Consider the following 24,923-nt stretch of genomic DNA (forward strand, 5'->3'; position numbering starts at 1 on the left):
GTCAGGTGCCGGATTATTCGGCGGCGATCATTCCAAGGCGCTGTTCTTCCATTTCGCGCAGCGCCCGGCGGTATTCGACCGGCATCACCTTGACGAATTTCGGCCGGTAGGCCGCCCAGTTGTCAAGGATCGCCCTGGCCTTGGCCGAGCCGGTATACTCCACATGCTTGGTCAGCATCTGGCGCAGCCGCTCGTCATCGTGGCGGGTCATGTCGCAGGAAAGGTCCACACGGCCCTTGTGCTCGATGTCGCCGCCATGGTGGTGCAGCTTTTCCAGAAGGTCGTCTTCTTCCGAAACCGGTTCGATGTCGACCATGGCAAGGTTACAGCGCGAGCCGAAGGTGCCGTCTTCGTCGAGCACATAGGCGATGCCGCCGGACATGCCGGCCGCGAAGTTGCGCCCTGTCTGCCCGATGACGACGACGACGCCGCCGGTCATGTATTCGCAGCCGTGATCGCCGACGCCCTCAACGACGGCGATGGCGCCGGAGTTACGGACGGCGAAGCGTTCCCCGGCCACACCGCGGAAGTAGCATTCGCCCTCGGTCGCTCCGTAAAGCACGGTGTTGCCGACGATGATGGAGTTCTCGGCCACGATGCGGGTGTTTTCCGGCGGGCGCACGATCAGCTTGCCGCCGGCAAGACCCTTGCCGACATAGTCGTTGGCATCGCCCACGAGATCGATGGTGACACCACGGGCGACGAAGGCGCCGAAGGCCTGGCCGGCAGTGCCCTTCAGGTTGATCTTCAGGGTGTCGGCGTGTTTCAGGCCCTTGTTGCCGTAGCGCTTGGCGATCTCGCCGGAGAGCATGGCCCCGACCGAGCGGTCGACCGAGCAGATGGTCTCGTCGACGATCGTCGGTTCCTTGTGCTCCAGCGCCGGCTTGGCGGCGGCGATCAGGCGGCGGTCGAGAATGTCGACGATCGGGTGATCCTGACGCGTGGTCCAGCGGGTTTCCTCGGGCGCCGCGTCCGGCTGGAAGAAGATCCTCGAGAAGTCGAGGCCCTTGGCCTTCCAGTGCTCGATAGCCTCGTTCTTGTCGAGGATATCTGTGCGGCCGATCATGTCCTCCAGCTTGGCAAAGCCGAGGGCTGCCATCAGTTCACGCACTTCCTCGGCGACGAAGAAGAAGTAGTTGATGACGTGCTCCGGCGTGCCCTTGAAGCGCTTGCGCAGGACCGGATCCTGGGTGGCGATGCCGACCGGGCAGGTGTTGAGGTGGCACTTGCGCATCATCAGGCAGCCGGCCGCGATCAGCGGCGCGGTGGAGAAGCCGAATTCGTCCGCGCCGAGCAGAGCGCCGACGATGACGTCCCGGCCGGTGCGGATGCCGCCGTCGACCTGAAGGGCGATGCGCGAACGCAGGCCGTTCAGCACGAGAGTCTGCTGGGTTTCGGCAAGGCCGATTTCCCAGGGGCTGCCCGCATGCTTGATCGAGGTCAGCGGCGAAGCGCCGGTGCCGCCATCATAACCGGAAATGGTGATGTGGTCGGCGCGCGCCTTGGCAACGCCGGCCGCAACCGTGCCGACGCCGACTTCCGACACCAGCTTGACGGAGATGTCGGCTTCCGGATTGACGTTCTTCAGGTCGTAGATGAGCTGCGCCAGATCCTCGATGGAATAGATGTCGTGGTGCGGCGGCGGCGAGATCAGGCCGACGCCCGGGGTCGAATGACGCACCTTGGCGATCACCGCGTCCACCTTGTGGCCCGGCAGCTGGCCGCCTTCGCCGGGCTTCGCACCCTGCGCGACCTTGATCTGGATCATGTCGGAGTTGACCAGGTATTCCGTGGTCACGCCGAAACGGCCTGAAGCGACCTGCTTGATGGCCGAACGCTGCGGATTCCGGGAGCCGTCCGGGAGCGGGTTGAAGCGCTCCGGCTCTTCGCCGCCTTCACCGGTGTTCGACTTGCCGCCGATCTGGTTCATCGCGATCGCCAGCGTGGTGTGCGCCTCGCGGGAGATGGAGCCGAAGGACATGGCGCCGGTGACGAAGCGCTTGACGATGGCTTCGGCAGACTCCACGGCGTCGAGATCGATCGGCGCACGGCCGACTTCCTCTGCCGCCTTGATGCGGAAGAGGCCGCGGATCGCGTAACGACCGCTCTTTTCATTCACTTCCCGGGCAAATTCGCGGTAGGTGTCCGGCAGCTTAGAGCGCACGGCGTGCTGCAGCAGGGCGACCGAGTCCGGCGTCCAGGTGTGGCTTTCGCCGCGGGTACGGTAGGCGTATTCGCCGCCGACCTCGAGCGACCGGCGCAGGATGGCGACGTCGCCGAAGGCTTCCTCGTGGCGCTGAACCGTTTCCTCAGACACCTGCGACAGGCCGATGCCCTCGATCATGGTGGCGGTGCCGAAGAAGTACTTCTTGACGAAGCCCGAGGCGAGGCCAACCGCGTCGAAGATCTGCGCGCCGCAATAGGACTGGTAGGTCGAGATGCCCATCTTGGACATGACCTTGAGGATGCCCTTGTCGATCGACTTGATGTAGCGGTAGACGACTTCGTCCTGATCAACCTCTTCCGGGAAGTCCATTTCCATATGCATGGAAAGCAGCGTCTCGAAGGCGAGATAGGGGTTGATTGCTTCCGCGCCATAACCGGCCAGCACGCAGAAATGATGCACTTCGCGGGCTTCGCCTGTTTCAACGACAAGGCCGACCGACGTCCGGAGGCCCTTGCGGATCAGGTGATGATGCACGGCGGCCGTTGCCAGCAGAGCCGGGATCGCGATCCGCGAGCGGCTGATCAGACGGTCGGACAGGATAATGATGTTGTAGCCGTCGAGAACGGCCTTTTCGGCGCGTTCGCACAGCTCGTCCAGGGCGCCTTCCATGCCGACGGCACCCTTTTCGGAATTATAGGTGATGTCCAGCGTCTTGGCGGAGAACTGGTTGTCGGCGATGTCGCCGATGGCACGGATCTTCTCCAGGTCCTCGTTGGTGAGGATCGGCTGGCGCACTTCCAGACGCTTGGAGGTCGACAGGCCCTCCAGGTCGAAGATGTTCGGGCGCGGGCCGATGAAGGAGACAAGGCTCATCACCAGCTCCTCGCGGATCGGGTCGATCGGCGGGTTGGTGACCTGGGCGAAGTTCTGCTTGAAATAGGTGTAAAGCAGTTTCGATTTGTCGGAGAGTGCCGAGATCGGCGTGTCCGTGCCCATGGAGCCGATGGCTTCCTGGCCGACGGTCGCCATCGGCGTCATCAGAAGCTTGATGTCTTCCTGGGTGTAGCCGAAAGCCTGCTGGCGATCGAGCAGGCTCTCGCCGGCAACCGGTGCGCGCTGGCGCACGCCCGGAAGGTCTTCCAGGACGATCTGGGAGCGGTGCAGCCAGTCCTTGTAGGGGTTGGCGGTCGAAAGCTGCCGCTTGATCTCGTCGTCGGAGACGATACGACCTTCTTCCAGGTCGATCAGCAGCATCTTGCCCGGCTGCAGGCGCCATTTCTGGACGATGCGCTCTTCTTCCACCGGCAGCACGCCGACTTCCGAGGACATGATGACGAAGTCGTCGTCGGTAACGATGTAGCGGGCCGGACGCAGGCCGTTGCGGTCCAGCGTCGCGCCGATCTGGCGGCCGTCGGTGAAGGCGACAGCGGCCGGGCCGTCCCACGGCTCCATGATGGCGGCGTGGTATTCGTAGAAGGCGCGGCGGTTGTCGTCCATCAGCGGATTGCCGGCCCAGGCTTCCGGGATCAGCATCATCGCCGCATGGGCAAGCGAATAGCCGCCCATGACCAGGAACTCGAGCGCGTTGTCGAAACAGGCCGTGTCCGACTGGCCTTCATAGGAGATCGGCCAGAGCTTGGAGATGTCGTCGCCGAGCTTGGCGGACGAGACGGAGGCCTGACGTGCCGCCATCCAGTTGACGTTGCCGCGCAGCGTGTTGATCTCGCCGTTATGGGCAACCATCCGGTAGGGATGGGACAGTTCCCAGGACGGGAAGGTGTTGGTGGAAAAGCGCTGGTGCACAAGCGCCAACGCAGACGTAAAGCGCTCGTCCTTCAGATCGGAATAGTAGGCGCCAAGCTGATAGGCGAGGAACATGCCCTTGTAGACGATCGTCCGGCTGGAAATTGAAACGATATAAAAGCCCTTCGTCACCGCGTCGGTTTCGGCACGCACGCGGTTGGAAATGACTTTGCGCAGCACATAGAGCCGGCGTTCGAAGGAATCGGCGTCGCCACCGGTTTTCTTGATGAAGACCTGGCGGGAGACCGGCTCGGTGGCGGCGATGTCCGGCGCCTTGGAGAGAGAGGAGTTGTCGACGGGCACGTCGCGCCAGCCGATCAGTTCCTTGCCTTCCTCTTCAATGACGCGCTCGATGATCTTTTCGCACTTGGCGCGCAGCTCGGCGTCCCGCGGCAAGAAGAGGAAGCCGACGCCATAGTCGCCTGCTTCCGGGAGCGGCGTTCCGGCCTTGGCCATTTCCTCGGCAAAGAAGGCATGCGGGATCTGCACCAGCATGCCGGCGCCGTCGCCCATCAGCGGGTCGGCACCTACGGCGCCGCGATGGGTGAGGTTTTCCAGAACCTGCAGACCGTCGGAAATGATCTTGTGGGATTTCACGCCCTTCATCTGGGCGATGAAGCCCACACCACAGGCATCGTGTTCGCGCGACGGATTGTAGAGCCCTTTCTCGGCGGCCGTGCGCAGTCGCTCCGCAAGAGTGGTGGTCGCAGTGGTTTTCACACCTGCGTCCCCGGCTTGCATGGCTGTGCTGGTCGTCAGCTCTCTCTTCGTCATTTGCGCCCTCACTGTAAACCCCAGTGCAGCCGTGGCTGGGAGCGTCGGGTTCCGTTCGGGTCGCATTCCATCAAGAATACGGCTCGGCGAACCCTGGCTTTTGGCCCCGGCTCTGTTGTTGTATTAACCGCGTCGGCCATCAATTGAAACCGCCGCATTGACGCAGCGGACACTCCGCTGCCGTGTCGATCCGTCCCGCTTCGTCGCGGATCCTCCCCGGATCCGTCTGGCGGTCGGCCTGCTTGCCGCTTCTGTCTCCCTCGTCCGGGAGGTTGGCGTTAATTGGGACAGCATACCTGTCCTATTCCAAGCGGCGCGACCATGACAGATTTCGCAGCCGCGAGCAAGAGTGTTTCTGCGTCGCCTTATTATAATTGTTTCGCGCGAAAACATCCAATCGTCCGGAAAGGTCGAAACGGGCTGGTTTTTCGTAAGAATCTTGCGTTTGTTAAAGTTTGTGCAATTGCTGACAAAACGGTCACAGGCGTTTGATTTCCTATTTATCGCCGGTAAGGTCATCTACAAAAGGCATCCGCGCTGCCAGCGCAGGCACCGGATTGAACAGGATTTGGATCGACCAGAGGAGATCGAGATGACGCATAAGGTCATGTCTGCAGCCATTGTCGCAGGTGCGGTGGCAACCGCCCTTGCCGGACTGTCTTCCACCCTTCCCGCCCAGGCCCAGGCCAAGGAAAAGTGCTACGGCGTGTCCCTGAAAGGCCAGAACGACTGCAAAGCCGGTGAAGGCACGACCTGCGCCGGGACCTCCACCGTCGACTATCAGGGCAACGCCTGGACACTTGTTCCCAAGGGCACCTGCGTTTCCATGGAACTGCCCGACGGCCGCAAGGGGTCGCTGACCGAACTGGACCGCGATCTGCCGAAGGCCTGATCCAGGAACCTTCTTCGCCGCGACTGCGGCAATTTGCGCGGGCAGGCGCACAGTCGCCTGCCTGTCACATCCGTCGCCAACCGGAGCCCTTCATGCCGTCCGACCCTAGCAGCCAGACCCGGACACGCGTCGACGCGGCCATCCCCGCCCGCGCCGGAGCCGGGCTGAAGGCGGACCATGTCGCCGCCATTCTGGAAACGTCGGCGGATATCGGTTTCTTTGAAGTCCATGCCGAGAATTATATGGGCGCGGGCGGCCCGCCCCATCGGCAGCTGGAAGCGATCCGGGATCGCTATCCGCTATCCCTGCATGGCGTCGGCCTCTCGATCGGCGGGGAGGGGCCGCTGGACAAGGCCCATCTGGAGCGGCTGTCTCAACTGGACAGGCGCTATGAGCCGGGTCTTTTTTCCGAACACCTGGCGTGGTCAAGCCACGACACCACCTATTACAACGATCTGCTGCCGGTTCCTTATGACCGGCCAACGCTGGAACGGGTCTGCGACCATATCGACGAGGTTCAGGAAACCGTCGGCCGGCGGATGCTCCTGGAAAACCCGTCGACCTATGTCGCCTTTGCGCAGAGCACCATGAGCGAGCTGGATTTCCTGCGTGAAATCACCCGGCGGACCGGCTGCGGCCTGCTGCTCGACGTCAACAATGTCTATGTCTCCTGCACCAATCACGCCCGTTCGGCCGAAGACTATCTCGCTGACTTCCCGATGGAGGCGGTCGGGGAAATTCATCTCGGCGGTCACGCACCGGACCTGGACGACGAAGGCAGGCTGCTCCTGATAGATGCCCATGACCGCGCGGTCGACGCTGCAGTCTGGCAGCTCTATGAAAGCGTCATCCGTGGCTTTGGTGCTCTGCCCACCTTGATCGAATGGGACAATGAGGTTCCCGATTGGCCCGTGTTGCTTGCCCAGGCCCGGGAAGCCGAACAGATCCTCGCCGAAGCTCCGTCCGCCGGTCTGAAAAAGGCAGGGTGAGATGCGCGGGCTGGCATCCAACGAGACGCTTACTGCCGCCGACTTCGGCCGGGCGCTGCTCAATCCGGAAGCCGATACGCCGGCCGGCGTAACAGGTCCCGACGGGCAAGCGGCGCCCAAGCGCTTCAACGTCTACCGCAACAACGTGATCGTCAGCCTCTGCGATGCCCTGGCCCAGTCCTTTCCGGCGATCGGGGCTCTGCTTGGCGAGGAATATTTCCGGGCGCTGGCCCGCGCCTTCGTGCTGGAACATCCGCCGGAAACGCCGGTGCTGCTCTGGTATGGCGGTGGCTTTGCAGATTTCATCGAGACCTTTCCGCCGTTGAAAGCCTATCCTTATCTGGCAGATGTGGCACGGCTGGAATGGGCCTGGCTGCAAGCCTATCACGCGGCCGATGCCGCGCCGCTCGATCCGGCGGCGCTTGCTGCCATCGCGCCGGAGGCGGTCGGCGACATCCGGTTCGAGATGCATCCGGCAGCCCGGATCGTTCCGTCAAACTGGGCCATCTGGGATCTCGTACGTCTCAACCGGTTCGAACCGGAACCGGACGAGGGTCTCAATCCGGACTGTCCTCAGCCGGTTCTGGTTTCACGTCCGGATCTTGAGGTGAATGTTCTTCTGCTCGGGCCGGGCGGAGATATCTTCCTGGAGGCGCTGATGCGCGGTGCAAGCCTCGGCGAGGCGGCCGGGCTGGCGCTGGAAGCCTGCAAAGAGTTCAATCTGTCCGATTGTCTGTCGGACTGTCTGTCAAATGGTGCTTTTTCCGGTCTTCGATGTGACCGATAATCCTGCCGCCGCAGAGGGCGGAATTGTAAGGGGGACTTCATGGGTGTGCTGATCGGATTTTTCGTCAGGCTCTATACGATGGTTTTTGGCGCGCTGGAACGGCTGACCGACGGCTGGTTCCTGGGGTTGGCTGCCCGGCTGATCTTTGCCTCGGTGCTGCTGCAGTTCTTCCTGAACTCGGCAATGACCAAGATCGGCGGCAACTTCATGAACATCTTCACCCCGACGGACGGGGCCTATGCGCAGATGCTGCCCAAGCTCATGGAGCAGGTCAGCTACGACAGCAGCCAGATCGCCTTCTTTCCCTACGGTCTGATGGTCCTCTTCGGGACCTGGGGTGAATTCGTTCTGCCGGTGATGGTGGTCGCCGGGCTCTTCACCCGGTTTGCCAGCCTCGGCATGATCGTCTTCATTTGCGTCATGACCTATGTCGACATCTACGGCCACGGCGCCGATGCCAAGACGATCGGCGCGCTTTTCGACGGCGATCCCTATGCCATCATTGCCGACGACCGGCTCCTGTGGATCTTCCTGTTGCTGGTGCCGGTGCTGAAGGGGCCGGGCGTGATTTCGCTCGACTGGCTGCTCGGCCGCTCCTACCGCAAGAGGGAAATGTACTACTGACAATTCTCCGGTTGAGCGCCCGCGAAACTAGTGATTAAACCGGATCATGAATTTCGCGAGCGATAATTGGGCGGGTGCGGCTCCGGCGGTGATGTCGGCGCTGGCCCGCCATAATAACGGGTATGCGCCGGCCTACGGCACCGATCCCCTGACAGACACGATCACGGCCCGGTTCAACGAGATTTTCGAGCGCGAGACCGCAGTCTTTTTCGTGGCGACCGGCACGGCGGCGAATTCGCTGGCGCTCGCATCCCATGCGAGACCGGGCGGGGCGCATTTCTGCCACCGCGATTCGCATATCCAGGTGGACGAGTGCAACTGCCCGGAATTCATGACGGGCGGCAACAAGCTGGTGAGTGTCGCAGGTGGGGGCGGCAAGTACACCCCAGAGGCATTGCGCCAGGCCATGGCGGCTTTTCCGGACGGTGTCGTCCATCACGGTCAGGCAGCCGCCGTCTCCATCAGCCAGGCGACGGAAAGCGGCACAGTCTATACCCTCGATGACATTGCGGCGATCAAGGCCGTTTGCGACGAGCGCTCCGTGCCGCTTCACATGGATGGGGCCCGGTTTGCCAATGCGCTGGTGACCCTCGGCTGCTCGCCCGCAGACATGACCTGGAAAGCCGGTGTCGACGTGTTGTCCTTCGGTGCAACCAAGAACGGCTGCTGGTGTGCCGAAGCGGTCGTGTTCTTCGATTTGGAAGCGGCGAAAGGCTTTGAATATTTCCGCAAGCGCGGTGGTCATCTCTTTTCCAAGAGCCGCTTCGTCGCCGCCCAGTTCGAGGGCTATTTCGACGACGATACCTGGCTGACCAACGCGGCGCACGCCAACGGCATGGCAACGCGGCTGGCCAAAGGCATCCGGGAGCTTGGCGGCCGCACGGCCTGGGCGGTGGAGGCAAACGAGCTTTTCCCGATCCTGAAACGTGCCCAGGTGGAGGCCTTGCAGGCGGCCGGAGCGAAGCTCTACGAATGGCCGGCCAAGGATCTTGATCCGGATCACGCTCCAGCAGCTGACGAAACCTGCGTGCGCATGGTCACCAGCTTTGCGACGGCGGACGAAGACGTGGAGACGTTTTTGAAGGTGCTGGCCGGGACGGTTTAGCTTTTCTTTGGCCGTGGGTTTGCCGGTTCTCTTGCTGTCATCCCGGACAAGCGAAGCGCAGATCCGGGACCCACTCGCGGAACCGCTTGCAGAAGAGAAAACCCTCTGGAAACGAGTAGGCCCCGGATCTCCCGTAGGTCGTCCGGGGTGACACTGTCGGTTGCTGTACTGTCCGCGATCAGTCAATCGACTTTTATAGAGCCAGACCAAAAAAAGCGCCCGGTTTCCCGGGCGCCTCGACAAAAGCGGACTACAGAGATCGTCGGCCGCTTAGTGCGACGTCGATTCGATCTGCTTGGTGCCACCGCTGGTGATTTCGATCTTGCGCGGCTTCATGGCTTCCGGGATTTCCCGGACGAGATCAACATGGAGCAGGCCGTTTTCGAGGCTGGCGCCTTCCACACGGACATGTTCGGCGATCTGGAAGCGGCGTTCGAAGGTGCGGGAGGCAATGCCGCGATAGAGAATTTCCCGCCCGGCATCTTCTTCCGTCTTCTCACCCTTGATGGTGAGGACGTGTTCCTTGGCCTCGACACTCAGCTCGGCTTCGGCGAACCCGGCGACGGCCATGGTGATGCGGTAGGAGTTTTCGCCCGTGCGCTCGATGTTGTAGGGCGGATAGCTCGGAGCGTCGCTGCCGGCTGTGTCCAGCATCGAGAAAAGCCGGTCAAAGCCGACCGTGGAGCGGTAAAGCGGAGAAAAGTCGAAGTGACGCATGTGTCTGTCCTCTCTTGAGCAACTGATACTTCACTGATGTCTGCGTTCCTGTGTCCCCCGATTTGGCGGGACCGGACCGCGTTGCAGACCCGTCATTGGCGCCTGCAGGAAATGATTTGGGAATTCGGTTTTTTCATTTCAAGAGGGGGACGGCTTTGCCGCTTCCAGAACCTGAACGCCACATGAACGGGACCTTCCGGTTGCGTTCAAGTGGCCCGGTGCATCTTCCAATCAACGTCAGCGCGGCGCTGGCGGTCAGATGAGGAGAATGAAGATGTTTGCCAAGATTTCCAAGATTTCCGCCCCGATCGCCGGTGCCATTCTGCTGGTGTCTGCCGGTCTCGTCACCACGGCATCCGCTGCGCCCCAGGCCGGCAAGCTTCAGGTGCAGACCCCGCAGGCCGAGCTGGTCGTCAAGGTCGGTCAGCGTCATGGCCACGGCCGTAACGGCTGGCAGGGTGGCCACGGCTGGCACCAGCAGCAGATGGGTCCGCGCCAGATCCGACGCAGCCTGCGCCATCGCGGCTTCCACGACATCAACATCCTTGACCGCCGTGGCCCGATGTTCATCGTCAAGGCACGTGGCTGGCAGGGCTTCCCGATGCGGCTGGTGGTCGATAGCCGCAACGCACAGATCGTTCGCATGCAGCCGATGGGTCACCGCCGTCACGGCCATAACCGTTGGAACTGACTGGTACGAAACTGTTTTTCAGGGCCGGTTCCCATCGGGAGCCGGCCTGAACCGTTTGCAGGGCCGAAATGGCCATATTTCGCAGGTGCGGTAAAAGGTCTAGGAGGCTGGAAATTCAGCTGTTATGCATAATTGTCGATTATTCTCCGCAACAGACCTGCCGGAAACCGATTGAAGACGAGAATGCCAGCCGAGCCGAGAAATGCGGACCGCATGATCCTGATCGATCATCCCGACAATCCCGTACCGCCCGGGGCACGTGCTGGTTTCGTGACTACGCCCGACGGGGTTCGTATCCGCTATGCCCATTGGCCGGCGCTCGGCAGCCCGCGAAAGGGCACGGTGACGCTGCTGCAGGGCCGGGCGGAATTCATCGAGAAGTATTTCGAGGTAGTGACGGATCTGCGCACGCGCGGCTTTGCGGTTGTCACCTTCGACTGGCGCGGCCAGGGTGGGTCGCAGCGGCTGACGCGCAATCCGAAACGCGGCCACATCTCCAACTTCCGGAAATTCAGGCTCGATCTCAGGACCGTTCTGAAAGAAGTTTCGCTTGCGACCTATCCGGGACCTCATTTCGCGCTTGCCCATTCCACCGGCGGCCTGGTGTTGCTGTCGGACGCTGACCGTCTGAGGACCATGCTTGACCGAGCGGTCCTGACCTCGCCGCTCCTGGGACTTCCCTCCGGCAGCTGGTCGCCGGGGCTCGCCGGCCTCGGCAAATGGGTCCTGCGCAAGCTCAGCTTCGGCCTCTTCGGCCGGCCGGGTTTGAAGGCGGCGGCGCCGAAAACCTCCTGGCTGATAGAAGGGGTAGCTTTTCCCGTCGCCCGTTTCTTTTCCCTGATCGGCTTTGGCCGCCTTTTCGTGCCGGGCGGCAATGCCATGATTTTCGTGCCGTTCGAGACCAACCGGCAAACCACCGACCGGGTGCGGTTCGAGCGGTTCAACAAGGTGCTGGAAACCGCGCCCGAACTCGGGATCGGTGCGCCGACACTCGGCTGGCTGAGCGCCGCGGGCCGCGCCATGATGGCGCTTCGCACCCGTTCCGCCGGTCCGACGATGAAGTTGCCTTGCCTCGTTCTGGCAGCGGGCAACGACCGCATCGTCTCGACACCGATGATCGAGGATTTTGTCGCGCGCACAAAGGCGGCCGCTTATGTGGAGATCCCCGGTGCAGCCCACGAACTGATGATGGAACGGGATATCTACCGGGATCAGTTCTGGGCGGCCTTCGAAGCCTTCGTGCCGGGTTTTGAAGCCGAGCAGGCATTGGCGCAGGCCGCAGCAAAGTAAGTTGCTCGACCACTTTAAGATCGATCAGCTTTCGTGCCGCCGCCGCTTGCCGATTGATGCTCCCTAAAGCGTGTCGCGTTCAATTGAATTCACGTGACCCGCTTTGTCTCTTTTTTGACGTATGTCTTATTGCGAAAAACCGGAGTCCACTTCTTCGCGACGTGCTCTAAAGAGCCAGTTCCCGCAGTAGGATGTCGTGCAGGCGCGGGTCGCCGGAGGCGACGATTTGGCCGCCATCTGCGGGCGAACCGCCGGTCCAGGTGGTGACGACACCGCCGGCGCCCTCAATGATCGGCACAAGGGCGACGATGTCATAGGCCTGCAGCCCGGTTTCGATCACCGCGTCGCCATGTCCGGCAGCCACCATGCAATAGGCATAACAGTCGGTTCCGTAGCGCGACAGCTGCACGGAAGCCTCGACGCGGTCGAAGGCAGTGCGTTCCCCGTTCTTGAAGAGAGCCGGTGTTGTCGTGAAGATCGTGGCGTCCTTCAGCGCGTCACAGGCACGTGTCCGGAGCGTCCTGGCTCCAAGAGGCCCGTGATACCAGGCGGTTTCGCAGTCGCCGCCGAAACGCTCGCCGATATAGGGCTGGACCATCATGCCAAGGCTTGGCTTGCCACCGGTCTTGAGCCCGATCAATGTGCCCCAGGTGGGCAGGCCGGTGATGAAGGACCGGGTCCCGTCGATCGGGTCCAGGACCCAGACATGTTCGGCATCGAGGTTTTCCGGGCCGTGTTCCTCGCCGAGGATGCCATGGCCCGGATAGGTGCCGTTGATAAGCGCCCGCATGGCCGTTTCACCGTTCTTGTCGGCAACCGTGACCGGATCGAAGCCGTCCACCCATTTGTTGTCGATGGCAAAGCCCTGCCGGAAATGCGGCATGATGGCATTGCTGGCAGCTTCCGCGAGCGTGTCCAGGAAAGGGGCAAACGCATGCAAACTGGAAACGGGCTCTGCGGACATCAACACCTCCACTCAAGGTTTGTCGGGGATTGTATCTTGGCCGTGGCGCGCGCCGGATTTGAGTTTCCGGGCAGCACGCAAGGCCGCTTTGCCGCCTGTATAACCGCTTCTGCAAAAAAATGTATCTGCAAAACCTGAATGCCTGCTCATACTTTGTTCAGTTTCGGCAGGGGGGTGGTCTTGACCTTTGTGCGGTGCAATGCGATTTTATTGCGGTGCGATACGTTGTGTCGTACCGCCCTCCTTGGGCGTTTCCTCCCTAGACTCGGGCCGCCTCTTTTGAGCGCGGCCTTTTTTTTATTCGGCTGCGATGGAGTCCGCGGGCAGGGCTGCGTCCGGCATTGAGATCAGTTCCCGGGCAAAGCTGCGCAGATTGTGGAAGAGATCGCCGAAACCGACATTGGGCTGGTGGGAGGCTTCGTCCATATAGAGACCGCGGTTGATCTCGATCTGCAGGGCATGCAGCCCGCTGGCCGGACGGCCGTAATGTTCGGTGATGAAACCGCCCGCATAGGGTTTGTTGCGGGAAACGCTGTAGCCCATGTTCTTCAGGATCGAACAGGCGAATTCGGTGAGATCGCTGCTGCAACTGGTGCCGTAGCGGTCGCCGAGGATGAAATCCGGCCGCGTGTCCGTTGTCTGGCATTTGACGCTGGAGGGCATGGAATGGCAATCGATCAGCACCGCATAGCCGAAGGTGACATGGGTCTGGGCCAGGAGGCGCCTCAGGGTCGAGTGGTAGGGCTTGTAGATTTCCTCCACCCGCGCCAGCGCTTCCTCCACCGGCAGCTTGTGCCGGTAGATCTCGTGATTCTCGCTGACGATCCTGGCAACCGTGCCAAGCCCGCCGGCGACCCGGATCGATCGGATATTGGCGTAGGTCGGCAACCGGCCGTCGAACATCTTCGGGTCGAGCTCATATGGCTCGCGGTTCACATCAAGGTAGGCTCTTGGAAAATGCGCGCGCAGGAGCGGCGCGCCGAGCGGCACCACATGGGCAAAGAGGTCGTCGACATAAGCATCTTCCGACCGCCGGATCGCCGTTTCGTCCAGGCGCGACGAAGCCAGAAATCCCTTTGAATACTGTCGGCCGGAGTGGGGGGAGTTGAAGACGAAGGGAACACGCTGGTCGGCGGGACACAGAACGTCAAAGGCGGGAAAGCCGTTGAAATCGGCTTCAAAGGGTGCATTGAGGGAAGGCTTGATGTCGTCCGTCAAATGGTGTGTCCCGGTTGGCGCCCGGTGCGGGCCGTCGCCTATGGTGCCAAGGAATCAACACGCAGTCCACAGGTACGGCCGCAAAAGCGTGAGAGGCGATGTGGATAGGTCTTGCGGCATTGACCAAAAAGCCCGGGTTCCGTTGGGCGAGCCGGGGACTGCGCCGGTGTGGCGGTGCGCTTCCGCTTGTCAACAGATCGCTGTCCACATCTGGGACAGGGCTGGCCAATTCTCCCTATCATTCTGTGGAATTCGAGCTATAACCGGCAGAAAGGGATGAAGCCCACACGAACAAAGGACCTGGTCGATCACGATGCCGCGTATCCTGCTTGCCGAAGATGATAATGACATGCGCCGCTTTCTGGCGAAGGCGCTGGAAAATGCCGGCCATGATGTCGTGTCGTTCGATAATGGGAGAAGCGCCTATGAGCGCCTGCGCGAAGAGCCGTTTTCCCTGCTCCTGACCGATATCGTGATGCCGGAAATGGACGGGATCGAACTGGCGCGCCGCGCGACCGAACTCGATCCGGACCTGAAGGTCATGTTCATCACCGGCTTTGCGGCCGTAGCGCTCAATCCGGAATCGGACGCACCGAAGGACGCCAAGGTCCTGTCCAAGCCGTTCCACCTGAAGGATCTTGTCCAGGAAGTGGAACGGATGCTGGCGGCCTGACGGCCACCGCCGGATGGCGGAATTCCGCGGGTGCGCTCCGGACTGGGGAAATTTTGACAGTCCGGTGAAAAAGGGGGGTTGCACAGTTTGCCGATCCCCGTTATATCGCACTCCACCACGGCGCTGGGGCGCCGCTGGACCGAGAAATTCGGGCGTGTAGCTCAGCGGGAGAGCACTTCGTTGACATCGAAGGGGTCACAGGTTCAATCCCTGTCACGCCCACCATTATTGCACTTGTCGAATGTTTCGAAGGTGCGGGATTGATCTGAAGACAGGCGCAGGACCTGCCGCTTCTTCCAGACCGATCCAACAGAATGTGAGCGCCTTGGGCGCTCATTTGGTTTAAAGAAGCAGGGCCCTTTAGGGGGACAGTGACATGAAGATCAAGAATTCGCTCAAAGCGCTCATGACCCGCCACCGCGAGAACCGCATGGTTCGCCGTAAAGGCCGCGTCTACATCATCAACAAGAAAAACCCGCGTTTCAAGGCACGCCAGGGCTGATCTTGTCCGTGCGCCATCTGGCGTGCCGGTGAAAATCTTCGTTCTGTCAGAAGCAGTTACCTGCTACTTGACGGAGCTGAAGAGCCGGTGGAACGCCAGACGCACGAAGATGTGTCAATTTCCCGGATTGACCGCCGCATCCGACGATCCATAATCGACGGATGCGGATTTTTGTATTTGCCCTTCTGTTCGCGCTCGGCACTCTGACCGCCGGCGCCCAGCCTGTCCCCGATCTCGGCCCGGACGTCGAACCGCCGTCTGCCGAGGATTTTGACGTCATGCCTGTCGAGCCGCCACAGGAAGGCGGCCAGGTGGTGGTGGAAGAGGGGGATCCTGAAGACGAGCAGGACCGCCTCGACGAACTCTTTTCAAAGCTGGCGGAAGTGGAAACGCCGGAAGCTGCCGCGCCGATCGCACGCGAGATCCAGATGCTCTGGATGGATTCCGGGTCCGACACCGTCGATGTCCTGATGTCGCGCGCCGGCAAGGCAATCCAGGCCGACGATTCCGCGCTTGCACTCGATCTTCTGGATGTTGTGGTGCTGTTGAAACCCTCTTATGCGGAAGGCTGGAACCGTCGCGCCACGGTCTATTACATGCGCGAGGATTTCGGCAAGTCGCTGGTGGATATCGAACGCGTGCTGGCGCTGGAGCCCCGCCACTGGGGTGCGCTCTCCGGTCTCGGCATCATCCAGCGCCGCCTCGGCATGAACGAGGATGCGCTGAAGACTTTCAGACGGGCTCTTGAAGTCAATCCCGGCCTCGAAAATGCACCCAAGGCCATCGAGGATCTGGAAAAGGATGCAGAGGGCGAGGCCGCCTGATTTCAGCGGGTCCCGCGAGCTTTTGTATAAAGGCCTTGATCAGCCGGCAAACGGTGCTATCTCCGCCTTATGATCCTGTTCCCGATTGCCTTCCTTGCCTTCCTTGCCGTCCTCCTCCTGTGTGCGCTCTATTCGGTCTACCGTTACCGGCGGATCTCCCGTGCATTTGCTCCCGACGGCTCCTTTGCCGTCGTCGACGGCGTTCGGCTGCACTACCATTTCGTTCCCGCAAGCGCGATCCGTGACGATCTGCCGGTGCTGGTGTTCCTGCATGGTGCCAGCGGCAATTCCTATGACATGCGGATGGCGCTGGAGAAGCCGCTGCGGCAGCGTTTCAGTCTGCTTTTTGTCGACCGGCCGGGCCTCGGCTTCTCCGATCCCGATCCGAGCGGTCTCGGTGCGCCTGAGGGCCAGGCAAAGCTGATTGCCGGCCTGTTGAAGACGCTGCAGATCGACAGCGCAATCATCGTGGGGCATTCGCTAGGCGGCTCGGTAACGGCGGCGCTCGGGCTGGCCGCGCCTGAGCGCGTCAAGGGACTGGTCTTCCTGGCGCCGGTCAGTCATGTCTGGCCCGGCGGGGTCAACTGGTACTACCGTGTGGCGGCTCTGCCCGTTATCGGCTTTCTGTTTACCTGGACCTTGACACTGACGGTCGGCGAAAGGCTCGTGCCGGGCATGCTCGCCCATGTCTTTCATCCGGATCCGGCGCCTGCCGGCTATGCAAACGCCGTTTCCCTGCCGCTGCTTTTCCGCCCGGCAAGCTTCCGGTCCAACGCGAGGGATGTCTGCGGCCTGAAGGCGGCCGTGTGTGCGCAAGCGGTCCTGTATCCGCAAATCGGCTGTCCTGCGCTAATCGTGACCGGTACGGACGATACGGTCGTCTGGCCGTCCATCCACTGCGAAGGGCTGTTGAGGGATCTGCCGCAGGCGGAGCTCTTGATGCTCGACCGGGCCGGGCACATGCCGCATCACACCCACAGGGAAGAAATCGCGGCGGCGGTGGAGCGGCTTGCCGAGAGGGTCACAGAGGCGTCAATGGCCGATCCAGGCGCAGAAAAGGCCTTGCAGCTGGCATGAAAAAGGCGGCCCGGAGGCCGCCTTTCCTTTTCAACCGATTAGATCGTCAAATGCCGCCCTGGCCGTCGCTGCCGACAAAGGCAATCCGCAGCATGTTGGTCGAACCGGGCGTGCCGAAGGGGACGCCGGCGGTGACGATGATGCGCTGGCCGGGCTTGGCGAAGTCTTCCTTGTAGGAAATCCGGCAGGCGCGGTCGATCATGTCTTCTTCGTTGGCCGCATCCTCGCTGACGACGCAATGCAGGCCCCAGCCGAGCGACAGCCGGCGCGCGGTGGCGAGCACCGGGGAGAGCACGATGACGGGGCTTGCCGGACGTTCGCGCGAGGCGCGCAGGCCCGTTGCACCGGACGTCGTGTAGCAGACGACCGCGGCAAGGTTCAGCGTTTCGGCAATCTGGCGGGCAGCCGCAGAAATCGCGTCGGCGCCGGTCGCTTCCGGTTCGGTGCGCTGTGCGTAGATGATGGCGCGGTAGTTGCTGTCCTGCTCCACCTGCTGGGCGATCTTGTCCATGGTGGAGACGGCTTCGATCGGGAATTCCCCGGCAGCCGATTCGGCAGACAGCATGACGGCGTCAGCGCCTTCGAACACCGCCGTCGCGACATCGGAAACCTCGGCGCGGGTTGGCACCGGAGCGGTGATCATGGATTCCAGCATCTGGGTCGCGATCACCACAGGCTTGCCGGCGCGGCGGCAGGCACGGGTAATGCGCTTCTGCAGGCCCGGGACCTGTTCCAACGGCAGTTCGACACCGAGATCGCCGCGGGCGACCATGATGGCATCAGAAAGCTCGATGATCTCGTCAAGACGGCCAATGGCCTGCGGCTTCTCGATCTTGGCCAGCACGCCCGCGCGGCCGCGCGTGATCTTGCGCACTTCGGCGATGTCGTCCGGGCGCTGCACGAAGGAGAGCGCCACCCAGTCGACATTCTGTTCCAGCGCGGCGATCAGGTCCTTGTGGTCCTTCTCGGTCATGGCGCTGGTGGCGATTTCCGAATCGGGGACGCTGACGCCCTTGCGATCGGACAGCTTGCCGCCGACGATGACTTCGGTCACGGCCCGGGTCGGGCCGGCTTCGAGAACCTTCAGCTGGATCTTGCCGTCGTCGAGCAACAGGCGGTGGCCAGTCTCGAGCGCCTTCAGGATTTCCGGATGCGGCAGATGAACGCGATTGACATCGCCGCCGGACGTATCCGCATCCAGGGTGAATTTGGCGCCGTTTTCCAGCATCACCGGACCTTCGACAAAGGTCCCAACACGCAGTTTGGGTCCCTGCAGATCGGCCAGAATGCCGATCGGCCGCCCGACCTTCACCTCGACAGAACGGATGCGGTCTACCAGCATCTTCAGACGATCATGGTTCGTATGGCTCATGTTGATGCGGAAGACGTCCGCACCGGAGCGATACAATTGTTCGATGATGTCTTGTTCTGAGGAGGAGGGTCCGAGAGTTGCCAGAATCTTAACTCGTCGGTTACGCCTCATCGCCCACCAGTCCCCTGTTGCACGGGTTCGGTCAGCTGGACCGTCCAGCTGCTCTGTTCGCCCGTGTCGATTTCAAAAAAGCCTGTCCGCTCATAGCCGCGAGCCACGCAGTCCTCAATTCCGCGAATGGTGAATTCTTTTTCCCGGGTGCACATGAAAGCGCGCCCGCCCCATTCGCCGAACTGGTCGTAATCAACTGCGTAGATGTAATAGTATCGTGACACCAGCGACCCTGGTACGAGGGTCTCGCAGGAATTGGACGCAAGGTTCCACCAGCCTTCGGTGACCCAGTCGGTCTTGTCCTTGTAGCCGATGGCGATGCCAACCTGGCTGTCGGTCTTGTTGCAAAGACGCAAGTCCGCCTTCGCTTCGGTGCTGATCGCGGAGAAAAGCAGCAGGGTCAGAAAAGCGGCAATGGCAGTTTTCATGGGCGCGCCACTACGCGCCCGAGGCTTGCCCTGGTACCCTTCCCCAACCTTAAACATATGCAGTCGTTCACTTTGCTGCTTTACAGACATTCGCTTTTTGCGTTGCCAAGGGGGTCTTGTCAACGTCGTTAACGGGATCCGTAAGCTTTCGCCCAAACTTGTTCCCCGGACCGGTCGGATATGATTGCCCAAACGAACGGTCCCACCCTCCTATGGCGTCAGAAATGGGGCGGGAACATGACCGCCCCGCGCCTGTTGCGCATTCCCTGTCAATAAAGGGTATACAGCGATCCGCAGGCATTGGCAAAAACACCAGAGGTCTTTTGTTTGTGCCGCGGCCAGGCCGTGGAAAACCCCGCGTGACGTATGGCTGCCCTGCGGTTTTGGGGCTTGGTTCGCCGGCCGGTTTGCCGTACACCTGACCGCCTGCAAACGAGCAGTCCAACAGGTTTCCGAATAGCGCGACATGATAGAAACAGCAGCCGAGGCCGGCGAGAGCTTTCAGCCGACCGAATATGTAAATGGCGATTTCAGTTCCGGCATCCTTCTCCTGTGCGATCATGCACGCAACACGGTGCCGCCCGGCTACGGCGACCTTGGCGTGCCGGCCGAGCAGTTCAAGCGTCATATCGGCTACGATATCGGTGCAAGGGCCGTTACGCTGGAACTGGCGCGGCGGCTGAATGCGCCCGCCTGTCTCACCACGTATTCGCGCCTCCTGATCGATCCGAACCGCGGCGAGGACGATCCGACGCTTGTCATGCGCCTTTCCGACGGTGCGGTCGTCCCCGGCAATGCGAAGGTGGATCGTGCCGAACGCGATCTCAGGACGACGCTTTATCACAAGCCCTATCACGAGCTGATCGATCGCACCCTGGACGGCATGATTGCCGCTTCCGCGCCGCCCGCAATCATTTCGATCCACAGCTTTACACCGGTCTGGCGCGGTGTGCCCCGGCCCTGGCACGTGACCGTGCTCTGGGACAGCGACCCCCGCGCCGTCGAACCGATGCTGGCGGGTTTGCGGGCGCAGGAGGACCTGATCGTCGGCGACAACGAGCCCTATGACGGGGCTCTCAAAAACGACACAATGTACCGGCACGCAACGGGCCGCGGTCTCGCCCACGCGCTTCTGGAGCTGCGCCAGGACCTGATCGCGGACGAGGCCGGAGCGCTGGAATGGGCCGACAGGCTGGAGCCCATCATCAGGGACATTGCGGCCCGGACGGATTGCCGGCAGATCAAACATTTCAAGTCGCGGTGCGACGCAGAGTGAACCCACCCGCCGGATGTCATTGAGACGAGGAGGTCCTTCCATGGACGATCAGACAAGACTGGAACTGGAAGCCGCCGTGTTCCGGCGTCTCGTGGATCATCTGCGCGGCCGCACGGATGTCCAGAATATCGACATGATGAACCTGGCCGGATTTTGCCGCAACTGCCTGTCCAACTGGTATCAGGATGCTGCCCGCGACAGGGGGCTGGATCTCGACAAGCCGGCGGCCCGCGAGATCGTCTACGGGATGCCTTATGACGACTGGAAAGCCAAGTACCAGACGGAGGCGACTGCGGAACAGCAGACGGCCTTTGAGAAGAACAAGCCGGAGCACTGAGGTCCGGCCCGAAGATTTTTGCGAGAAGGCGGACAGCGGCTTTTTGCAACAAGCGTGCACCGAAAGATTGATGATGCGGGTCCGGTGAAATCGGGTAAACGCAACACGCATCGGCCATGACGCCGGACCGCTTGACGGTCGTCACCGAGTCTGGCAGGGCACGCTGCGGGAATTCCTGGCGGGGCGGGGCGCGACCTGAAGCGCGGCCGGCCCGTCCGGCAGACATTGGTTTAAAAGGAGTAAGAAGCACATGTCCGATCCGGGTGGAGTTGCAGGCGATCAGCTGCGGGCCTTCGTGGAACGCATCGAGCGTCTGGAAGAAGAAAAGAAAGTCATCTCCGACGACATCAAGGACGTCTATGCAGAAGCCAAGGGCAACGGCTACGACGTGAAGATCCTGCGCAAGGTGGTTTCCCTGCGCAAAAAGCAGCCGCATGAGCGCGAAGAAGAGGAAGCGGTCCTGGATCTCTACCTGCAGGCACTCGGCATGCTGGGTCCGGTCTCGGCCGAAGGCTAAGCGGTCTTCGCAATGTCTGAAACGAAAAGAGCGGCCCCGGGGCCGCTCTTTTTTGTTTCTCTTTCGCCTGGTGTCAGCGGGCGAAGCGCACCGGCAGAATGACGACGGCAGGGCCGTCGAAGCGGTCGGTCCGGAGGCCTCCATTGGGTTCGGACTCGAAGCTGGCGGCGACGAAGCGGTTGCCGGGCGTCATGACATTCTTCAGCTGGCGCTGATTGGGATGGCTGAGCCAGGCAAAGGCCTGATGGCGGGTGGTGCCGGCACCGGACAGCAGAACCGGTTCGGACTTGTCCGGCAGGCTGGCAAAACCGGCCAGCGGGTCGACGATCTGGTCGCGCGGGATGCGGCCGGAAACAGACGGTTGCTTCGCGGGGGCCGCCTTTGCCGAGGCTGGTGCGGTCGGTTCCGTCACGGCCGGGCGCAACGCGCGGTTCAGACTTGGCGGTGTCGCGGTTGCCGACGCATAGGCGAGGGTCGTTTCCGGCCGTTGCGCCGGGTTCGGCGTGGGAATGGCGGTCCCGGTCGCCGCAGCGATTGCGGCCACGGGATCGTCCGTCGTTGTATCTGCCTGGTTCGCCCCGGGATTTGTCAGGCCGAGATTGGCTGCCGCAACCTTGGCGGCGTCGCTGAGGCCCCGGGCGGGCTTTTGAGCAGGCGCACGGGCGACCAGGAAGCGCTGGTCGATCTCCTGCGGCGGCAGTGCCGGCTGGCTCGGCGATGCGGGCTGGCCTGACTGGAGAGCTACACGTTGCGAATCAAGCGTATTCGGTGCGGGCGCAGGCGCGTTCGCAGCCGGAGCGGCGTTGGCAATTGGCGCGGGCGGCGGGGACTGCGGCTTGAAAATTGGTGCGGCGCTGGCGACCACGACAGGTGCCTCTTCCGGTTTTTCCGGCTCCGTCTCGACCACTTTGCGGCCGGGAACCGGCGGGTTCTCGATGACAACCGCAGGAGCTTCTGCCACCGCAGCCCGCGGCGCGTTGCCCACGGCGCCGGGGCGCTTGGTGTCATTGTCGCGGCTGTTGCCGTTGCCGAAGAGGCTGGCCAGCAGGTTGCCGTTGCCGGCGGGTCTTTCGTCCTGGCCGACGACCGGGATGGGTTTTCCAGGCCGCGTCAGGCTCTGGTCCCGCGTGGTCGGACGGCTGTCGCTGCTGCGATCGTTCGACGCGACGATGGTCGGTTTGGATGAGCCGGAGCGACCGGATTTGCTCTGGGCAAGCGCGACGGAATACCCGCTCATCGGTTTGCCGTCAGACGGAATGTGCAGGGTCTTGCCGTCCGGGAAAACCTTGGCCAGTTCCGACCGGCTCATCTTGGGCCAATGGCGGACGCTGCCGGTGTCCATATGGACGAAGGGGGAGCCCGAGGTCGGATAATAGCCGACACCGCCGACTTCCATGCGCAGGCCGGTCGCGCGCAGCTTTGCAAGGTTTACGCCGGGGATGAAGAAATCCATCGCCTTGCCGCGGGTATGCTGGCTGTTCTTGGCAACGCCTTTCGAGCGGCTGCGCAGCATGTTGTTCGTGGCCGGAGACCGGTAACTGGAGACGACATGAATCGGCTGCGACCCGCCGACCTGCCGATAGACTTCCCAGACAAGGTCAAGAAGTTCAGGGTCGATCTTGGTCTGTTCGTTCCGCCGCCAATCGCGCAGGAAATGGTTGGCCTTGCGCAGGCCATCCTGCAGGTAACGGCCGTTTTTCTTGAAGGTAATGGAAACGCGCTCTTTGGTATGCGCGTTGAAAAGGTTCAGCGTACGCGTTTCGGCTTCGGCGGCAGCCGACAGGCAAACTGTCACGACAACAAGCGCGCTGGCCGTAATGACAGCACGCTTCAGCCAACCGACGGCGTCGAAATCAACTAACCGTTTACGCAATCTCTATCTCGCCGTTTAAGTGGGCTTTCACCCATCCCGTGCTCCCCAGCAGGAGATATAGCCTAGCCGTTGCAGGTTAAGAAGTTTTTACCCTAATTTCACTTGGCTGATAATCGTTGCAGATTGGCAACGGCGCAAGCGCTTAGTGGCAAATCCCTCCGGTGTCGCTGGATATCCGGAGAATGCGTCAAAATATCGTCCAAATCGACGCTTTTGGCCATGATCTGCCTCAAACTCAACCGGAATCAGGCTGCGGCATCCGCGCCGCTCTCGTCAAGGCCGTATTCCTTCAGTTTCCGGTAGAGTGTGGAACGGCCGATTCCAAGCCGTTTGGCCACTTCCGTCATACGCCCGGAATAGTGATGGATGGCGGCGCGAATCAATTCCTCCTCGATATCGGCGAGCTTGCGAACATGCCCTTCCTTGTCGAGGTTGCGCATGAAGCCGAAGGGAGCGGACTGCTCGAAACCCGGCTGCGCCGCAGCGACCGGCGGAGTGACCGGTCTGGCCATCTGCGGCTGCGGGGCGGCGACCGGCGCGGGTTCGGATGTGGAGGGGCCGGCCGGTACCGCCACAGCCGGCTGGTCGGTCGCCGCGGCGACCTGAGGAAAGTCGTGGACCGTCAGCTCGGCGCCATCACACAGGACCACCGCCCGGAAGACGGCATTTTCCAGCTGCCGGATATTGCCCGGCCAATTGTACTCCTGCAGCATCGCCAGAGCGTCCGCCGAGACACCGGCCACCTGCGGCTTGCCTTCCTCGGCGGAGAAACGCGCCAGAAAATGCCGGGTGAGGGCGGGAATGTCCTCGCGCCGGTCGCGCAGCGGCGGGATCCATATCGGGAAGACGTTGAGTCGGTAGTAGAGATCCTCGCGGAACACGCCCTCTTTCACCTGGTCGACCAGCCGCCGGTTCGTTGCCGAGATGAGCCGGAAATCGACCTTGACCGGACGGCGGGCGCCGATGGGATCGATCTCGCCTTCCTGCAGGGCGCGCAGCAGCTTGACCTGCACTTCCTGCGGCAATTCTCCGACCTCGTCCAGGAAAAGCGTGCCGCCATGGGCCTCCTGGAACTTGCCCGTGTGCTTGTCGACCGCGCCGGTAAAGGCGCCTTTCTCGTGGCCGAACAGGATGGATTCCACCAGATTGTCCGGGATGGCACCGCAATTGACGGTGACGAGCGCCTTGGACTTGCGGTCGCTGGAGCCCTGGATTGCGCTGGCGATCATTTCCTTGCCGACGCCGCTCTCGCCCTCGATCAGGATCGGGATATTGGAGGCCGCCGCGCGTTTGCCGAGATTGATCACCCGCTCCATCGCGGGCGAATGGGTGATGATGTCGGAAAAGGTCAGCGTGCCGGAGGCCTTGCTCCGGATACGGGTGATCTCGCCTTCCAGCGCCGACGTCTTCAGAAGATTGCGGATCGAGACATTCAGCCGTTCCGGGGCCACCGGCTTGACCGCGAAATCCTGTGCGCCGGCATTCATCACCGTGACGACCGTATCGATACCGCCGTGAGCGGTCTGCACGATCACCGGCGTCGCGATCTTGTCCGCGCGCAGCTTGCGCAGGACGCCGAGGCCGTCGAGCTCCGGCATCACCATGTCGAGGATGATCAGATCAATCTCGCTCGCCTCCGGGCCGGTCATGATGCGCACGGCCTCGGCGCCGTTCTCGGCGGTCTTGGAGCGGTAGCCGAATTTCTTGACGGCCTCCTGCAGCAGCCGCCGCTGGATCGGATCGTCGTCAACAATAAGAATTTTGCCGCTGATTGCTTGCATTGGCGGTGCCGCTCGTCCCGAATTTGTCTCGTTTCGAACCATTCTGGTCGCAATTGGGTAAACAAATCGTCCAAGGGTCGGGAAAAAAGTTTTCACCGCCTGATTGCGGCGGCGGCGTTCCCCGGCCTACT

General features: G+C 61.9%; 22 protein-coding genes and 1 tRNA gene. 15 read left to right on the top strand and 8 right to left on the bottom strand.

Going from position 1 to position 24,923, the window contains the following annotated elements; translation table 11 throughout:
- Positions 1 to 13: 13 nt before the first annotated feature.
- Positions 14 to 4,744 carry a glutamate synthase large subunit gene (gene gltB, locus ACX3M4_RS22400; RefSeq protein ID WP_459355184.1) on the bottom strand — a complete coding sequence of 1,577 codons (4,731 nt, stop codon included), beginning with the start codon at positions 4,742 to 4,744 and terminating at the stop codon, positions 14 to 16.
- 592 nt (positions 4,745 to 5,336) lie between these two features.
- Between gltB and ACX3M4_RS22405 the strand changes: the two genes are divergently transcribed.
- The 5 genes from ACX3M4_RS22405 (at position 5,337) to ACX3M4_RS22425 (ending at position 9,141) form a co-directional block, all read left to right on the top strand.
- Positions 5,337 to 5,636: a BufA1 family periplasmic bufferin-type metallophore gene (locus ACX3M4_RS22405; protein ID WP_459355185.1), complete on the top strand. Its 300-nt coding sequence runs from the start codon at positions 5,337 to 5,339 to the stop codon at positions 5,634 to 5,636.
- 92 nt (positions 5,637 to 5,728) lie between these two features.
- A complete protein-coding gene (gene bufB, locus ACX3M4_RS22410) occupies positions 5,729 to 6,625 on the top strand; it encodes an MNIO family bufferin maturase (protein WP_459355186.1) in 897 nt (298 codons plus the stop codon).
- A gap of 1 nt (position 6,626) precedes the next feature.
- Positions 6,627 to 7,412: an HvfC/BufC N-terminal domain-containing protein gene (locus ACX3M4_RS22415; protein WP_459355187.1), complete on the top strand. Its 786-nt coding sequence runs from the start codon at positions 6,627 to 6,629 to the stop codon at positions 7,410 to 7,412.
- Positions 7,413 to 7,451: 39 nt separating this feature from the next.
- Positions 7,452 to 8,036, top strand: coding sequence for a DoxX family protein (locus ACX3M4_RS22420; protein ID WP_459355188.1), 585 nt, complete (start codon positions 7,452 to 7,454; stop codon positions 8,034 to 8,036).
- A 46-nt stretch (positions 8,037 to 8,082) separates the two neighbouring features.
- The gene (locus ACX3M4_RS22425; protein WP_459355189.1) at positions 8,083 to 9,141 is read left to right on the top strand and encodes a threonine aldolase family protein; all 1,059 of its coding nucleotides are present in this window, start codon (positions 8,083 to 8,085) and stop codon (positions 9,139 to 9,141) included.
- 270 nt (positions 9,142 to 9,411) lie between these two features.
- On the opposite strand, the gene ACX3M4_RS22430 is transcribed toward ACX3M4_RS22425, so the two are convergent.
- Complete coding sequence (locus ACX3M4_RS22430) at positions 9,412 to 9,858, bottom strand: Hsp20 family protein (protein WP_459355190.1); 447 nt, start codon at positions 9,856 to 9,858, stop codon at positions 9,412 to 9,414.
- A 274-nt stretch (positions 9,859 to 10,132) separates the two neighbouring features.
- Here ACX3M4_RS22430 and ACX3M4_RS22435 point away from each other — a divergent pair, with 274 nt between their 5' ends.
- Entirely contained in the window at positions 10,133 to 10,549 is a 417-nt protein-coding gene (locus ACX3M4_RS22435; protein WP_459355191.1) for a hypothetical protein, read from the top strand.
- 183 nt (positions 10,550 to 10,732) lie between these two features.
- Positions 10,733 to 11,839 (top strand): alpha/beta fold hydrolase, encoded by a 1,107-nt coding sequence (locus ACX3M4_RS22440; protein WP_459355192.1) that lies wholly within the window; start codon positions 10,733 to 10,735, stop codon positions 11,837 to 11,839.
- A 166-nt stretch (positions 11,840 to 12,005) separates the two neighbouring features.
- Here ACX3M4_RS22440 and hisN read toward each other — a convergent pair whose 3' ends face one another.
- On the bottom strand, positions 12,006 to 12,803 hold the full coding sequence (hisN, locus tag ACX3M4_RS22445) for a histidinol-phosphatase (protein ID WP_459355193.1): 798 nt from the start codon (positions 12,801 to 12,803) through the stop codon (positions 12,006 to 12,008).
- A gap of 297 nt (positions 12,804 to 13,100) precedes the next feature.
- Complete coding sequence (locus tag ACX3M4_RS22450) at positions 13,101 to 14,009, bottom strand: N-formylglutamate amidohydrolase (protein WP_459359491.1); 909 nt, start codon at positions 14,007 to 14,009, stop codon at positions 13,101 to 13,103.
- Between the two features lie 325 nt (positions 14,010 to 14,334).
- On the opposite strand from ACX3M4_RS22450, the gene cpdR reads away from it, so the two are divergent.
- The 5 genes from cpdR to ACX3M4_RS22475 all read left to right on the top strand — a co-directional run bounded on the left by cpdR (position 14,335) and on the right by ACX3M4_RS22475 (position 17,097).
- Complete coding sequence (cpdR, locus tag ACX3M4_RS22455; protein ID WP_006932209.1) at positions 14,335 to 14,694, top strand: cell cycle two-component system response regulator CpdR; 360 nt, start codon at positions 14,335 to 14,337, stop codon at positions 14,692 to 14,694.
- Between the two features lie 150 nt (positions 14,695 to 14,844).
- Positions 14,845 to 14,919, top strand: a tRNA-Val gene (locus tag ACX3M4_RS22460).
- A gap of 151 nt (positions 14,920 to 15,070) precedes the next feature.
- Positions 15,071 to 15,196: a type B 50S ribosomal protein L36 gene (gene ykgO, locus ACX3M4_RS22465; RefSeq protein ID WP_008196524.1), complete on the top strand. Its 126-nt coding sequence runs from the start codon at positions 15,071 to 15,073 to the stop codon at positions 15,194 to 15,196.
- A gap of 161 nt (positions 15,197 to 15,357) precedes the next feature.
- Positions 15,358 to 16,020 carry a tetratricopeptide repeat protein gene (locus tag ACX3M4_RS22470; protein ID WP_459355194.1) on the top strand — a complete coding sequence of 221 codons (663 nt, stop codon included), beginning with the start codon at positions 15,358 to 15,360 and terminating at the stop codon, positions 16,018 to 16,020.
- Positions 16,021 to 16,089: 69 nt separating this feature from the next.
- On the top strand, positions 16,090 to 17,097 hold the full coding sequence (locus ACX3M4_RS22475) for an alpha/beta fold hydrolase (protein WP_459355195.1): 1,008 nt from the start codon (positions 16,090 to 16,092) through the stop codon (positions 17,095 to 17,097).
- Between the two features lie 46 nt (positions 17,098 to 17,143).
- On the opposite strand, the gene pyk is transcribed toward ACX3M4_RS22475, so the two are convergent.
- Together pyk and ACX3M4_RS22485 are read right to left on the bottom strand one after the other, a co-directional pair.
- On the bottom strand, positions 17,144 to 18,580 hold the full coding sequence (pyk, locus tag ACX3M4_RS22480) for a pyruvate kinase (protein ID WP_459355196.1): 1,437 nt from the start codon (positions 18,578 to 18,580) through the stop codon (positions 17,144 to 17,146).
- Positions 18,577 to 19,008, bottom strand: coding sequence for a DUF1036 domain-containing protein (locus ACX3M4_RS22485; RefSeq protein ID WP_459355197.1), 432 nt, complete (start codon positions 19,006 to 19,008; stop codon positions 18,577 to 18,579). Before ACX3M4_RS22485 ends, pyk begins: the two co-directional genes overlap by 4 nt.
- A gap of 466 nt (positions 19,009 to 19,474) precedes the next feature.
- Between ACX3M4_RS22485 and ACX3M4_RS22490 the strand changes: the two genes are divergently transcribed.
- From ACX3M4_RS22490 to ACX3M4_RS22500, 3 genes are all read left to right on the top strand, one after another.
- On the top strand, positions 19,475 to 20,284 hold the full coding sequence (locus tag ACX3M4_RS22490) for an N-formylglutamate amidohydrolase (protein WP_459355198.1): 810 nt from the start codon (positions 19,475 to 19,477) through the stop codon (positions 20,282 to 20,284).
- Between the two features lie 40 nt (positions 20,285 to 20,324).
- On the top strand, positions 20,325 to 20,621 hold the full coding sequence (locus ACX3M4_RS22495) for a DUF1244 domain-containing protein (protein WP_459355199.1): 297 nt from the start codon (positions 20,325 to 20,327) through the stop codon (positions 20,619 to 20,621).
- A 250-nt stretch (positions 20,622 to 20,871) separates the two neighbouring features.
- Positions 20,872 to 21,138: a DUF2312 domain-containing protein gene (locus ACX3M4_RS22500; RefSeq protein ID WP_459355200.1), complete on the top strand. Its 267-nt coding sequence runs from the start codon at positions 20,872 to 20,874 to the stop codon at positions 21,136 to 21,138.
- 73 nt (positions 21,139 to 21,211) lie between these two features.
- On the opposite strand, the gene ACX3M4_RS22505 is transcribed toward ACX3M4_RS22500, so the two are convergent.
- Both ACX3M4_RS22505 and ACX3M4_RS22510 read right to left on the bottom strand, forming a co-directional pair.
- Positions 21,212 to 23,011 (bottom strand): DUF882 domain-containing protein, encoded by a 1,800-nt coding sequence (locus tag ACX3M4_RS22505; RefSeq protein ID WP_459355201.1) that lies wholly within the window; start codon positions 23,009 to 23,011, stop codon positions 21,212 to 21,214.
- Between the two features lie 245 nt (positions 23,012 to 23,256).
- On the bottom strand, positions 23,257 to 24,792 hold the full coding sequence (locus tag ACX3M4_RS22510; protein ID WP_459355202.1) for a sigma 54-interacting transcriptional regulator: 1,536 nt from the start codon (positions 24,790 to 24,792) through the stop codon (positions 23,257 to 23,259).
- Between the last annotated feature and the right edge of the window lie 131 nt (positions 24,793 to 24,923).

The organism is Roseibium sp. M-1, from assembly GCF_054515675.1.

Excerpts from the sequence above, each read along its gene's own strand:
- pyk (WP_459355196.1), bottom strand. The coding sequence starts at position 18,580 with ATGAGGCGTAACCGACGAGTTAAGATTCTGGCAACTCTCGGACCCTCC.
- ACX3M4_RS22405 (WP_459355185.1), top strand. The coding sequence starts at position 5,337 with ATGACGCATAAGGTCATGTCTGCAGCCATTGTCGCAGGTGCGGTGGCA.
- gltB (WP_459355184.1), bottom strand. The coding sequence starts at position 4,744 with ATGACGAAGAGAGAGCTGACGACCAGCACAGCCATGCAAGCCGGGGAC.
- ACX3M4_RS22490 (WP_459355198.1), top strand. The coding sequence starts at position 19,475 with ATGATAGAAACAGCAGCCGAGGCCGGCGAGAGCTTTCAGCCGACCGAA.
- ACX3M4_RS22420 (WP_459355188.1), top strand. The coding sequence starts at position 7,452 with ATGGGTGTGCTGATCGGATTTTTCGTCAGGCTCTATACGATGGTTTTT.
- ACX3M4_RS22435 (WP_459355191.1), top strand. The coding sequence starts at position 10,133 with ATGTTTGCCAAGATTTCCAAGATTTCCGCCCCGATCGCCGGTGCCATT.
- ACX3M4_RS22425 (WP_459355189.1), top strand. The coding sequence starts at position 8,083 with ATGAATTTCGCGAGCGATAATTGGGCGGGTGCGGCTCCGGCGGTGATG.
- ACX3M4_RS22485 (WP_459355197.1), bottom strand. The coding sequence starts at position 19,008 with ATGAAAACTGCCATTGCCGCTTTTCTGACCCTGCTGCTTTTCTCCGCG.
- ACX3M4_RS22415 (WP_459355187.1), top strand. The coding sequence starts at position 6,627 with ATGCGCGGGCTGGCATCCAACGAGACGCTTACTGCCGCCGACTTCGGC.
- ACX3M4_RS22470 (WP_459355194.1), top strand. The coding sequence starts at position 15,358 with ATGCGGATTTTTGTATTTGCCCTTCTGTTCGCGCTCGGCACTCTGACC.
- ACX3M4_RS22475 (WP_459355195.1), top strand. The coding sequence starts at position 16,090 with ATGATCCTGTTCCCGATTGCCTTCCTTGCCTTCCTTGCCGTCCTCCTC.
- ACX3M4_RS22495 (WP_459355199.1), top strand. The coding sequence starts at position 20,325 with ATGGACGATCAGACAAGACTGGAACTGGAAGCCGCCGTGTTCCGGCGT.
- bufB (WP_459355186.1), top strand. The coding sequence starts at position 5,729 with ATGCCGTCCGACCCTAGCAGCCAGACCCGGACACGCGTCGACGCGGCC.
- ACX3M4_RS22500 (WP_459355200.1), top strand. The coding sequence starts at position 20,872 with ATGTCCGATCCGGGTGGAGTTGCAGGCGATCAGCTGCGGGCCTTCGTG.
- cpdR (WP_006932209.1), top strand. The coding sequence starts at position 14,335 with ATGCCGCGTATCCTGCTTGCCGAAGATGATAATGACATGCGCCGCTTT.
- hisN (WP_459355193.1), bottom strand. The coding sequence starts at position 12,803 with ATGTCCGCAGAGCCCGTTTCCAGTTTGCATGCGTTTGCCCCTTTCCTG.
- ACX3M4_RS22430 (WP_459355190.1), bottom strand. The coding sequence starts at position 9,858 with ATGCGTCACTTCGACTTTTCTCCGCTTTACCGCTCCACGGTCGGCTTT.
- ykgO (WP_008196524.1), top strand. The coding sequence starts at position 15,071 with ATGAAGATCAAGAATTCGCTCAAAGCGCTCATGACCCGCCACCGCGAG.
- ACX3M4_RS22440 (WP_459355192.1), top strand. The coding sequence starts at position 10,733 with ATGCCAGCCGAGCCGAGAAATGCGGACCGCATGATCCTGATCGATCAT.
- ACX3M4_RS22510 (WP_459355202.1), bottom strand. The coding sequence starts at position 24,792 with ATGCAAGCAATCAGCGGCAAAATTCTTATTGTTGACGACGATCCGATC.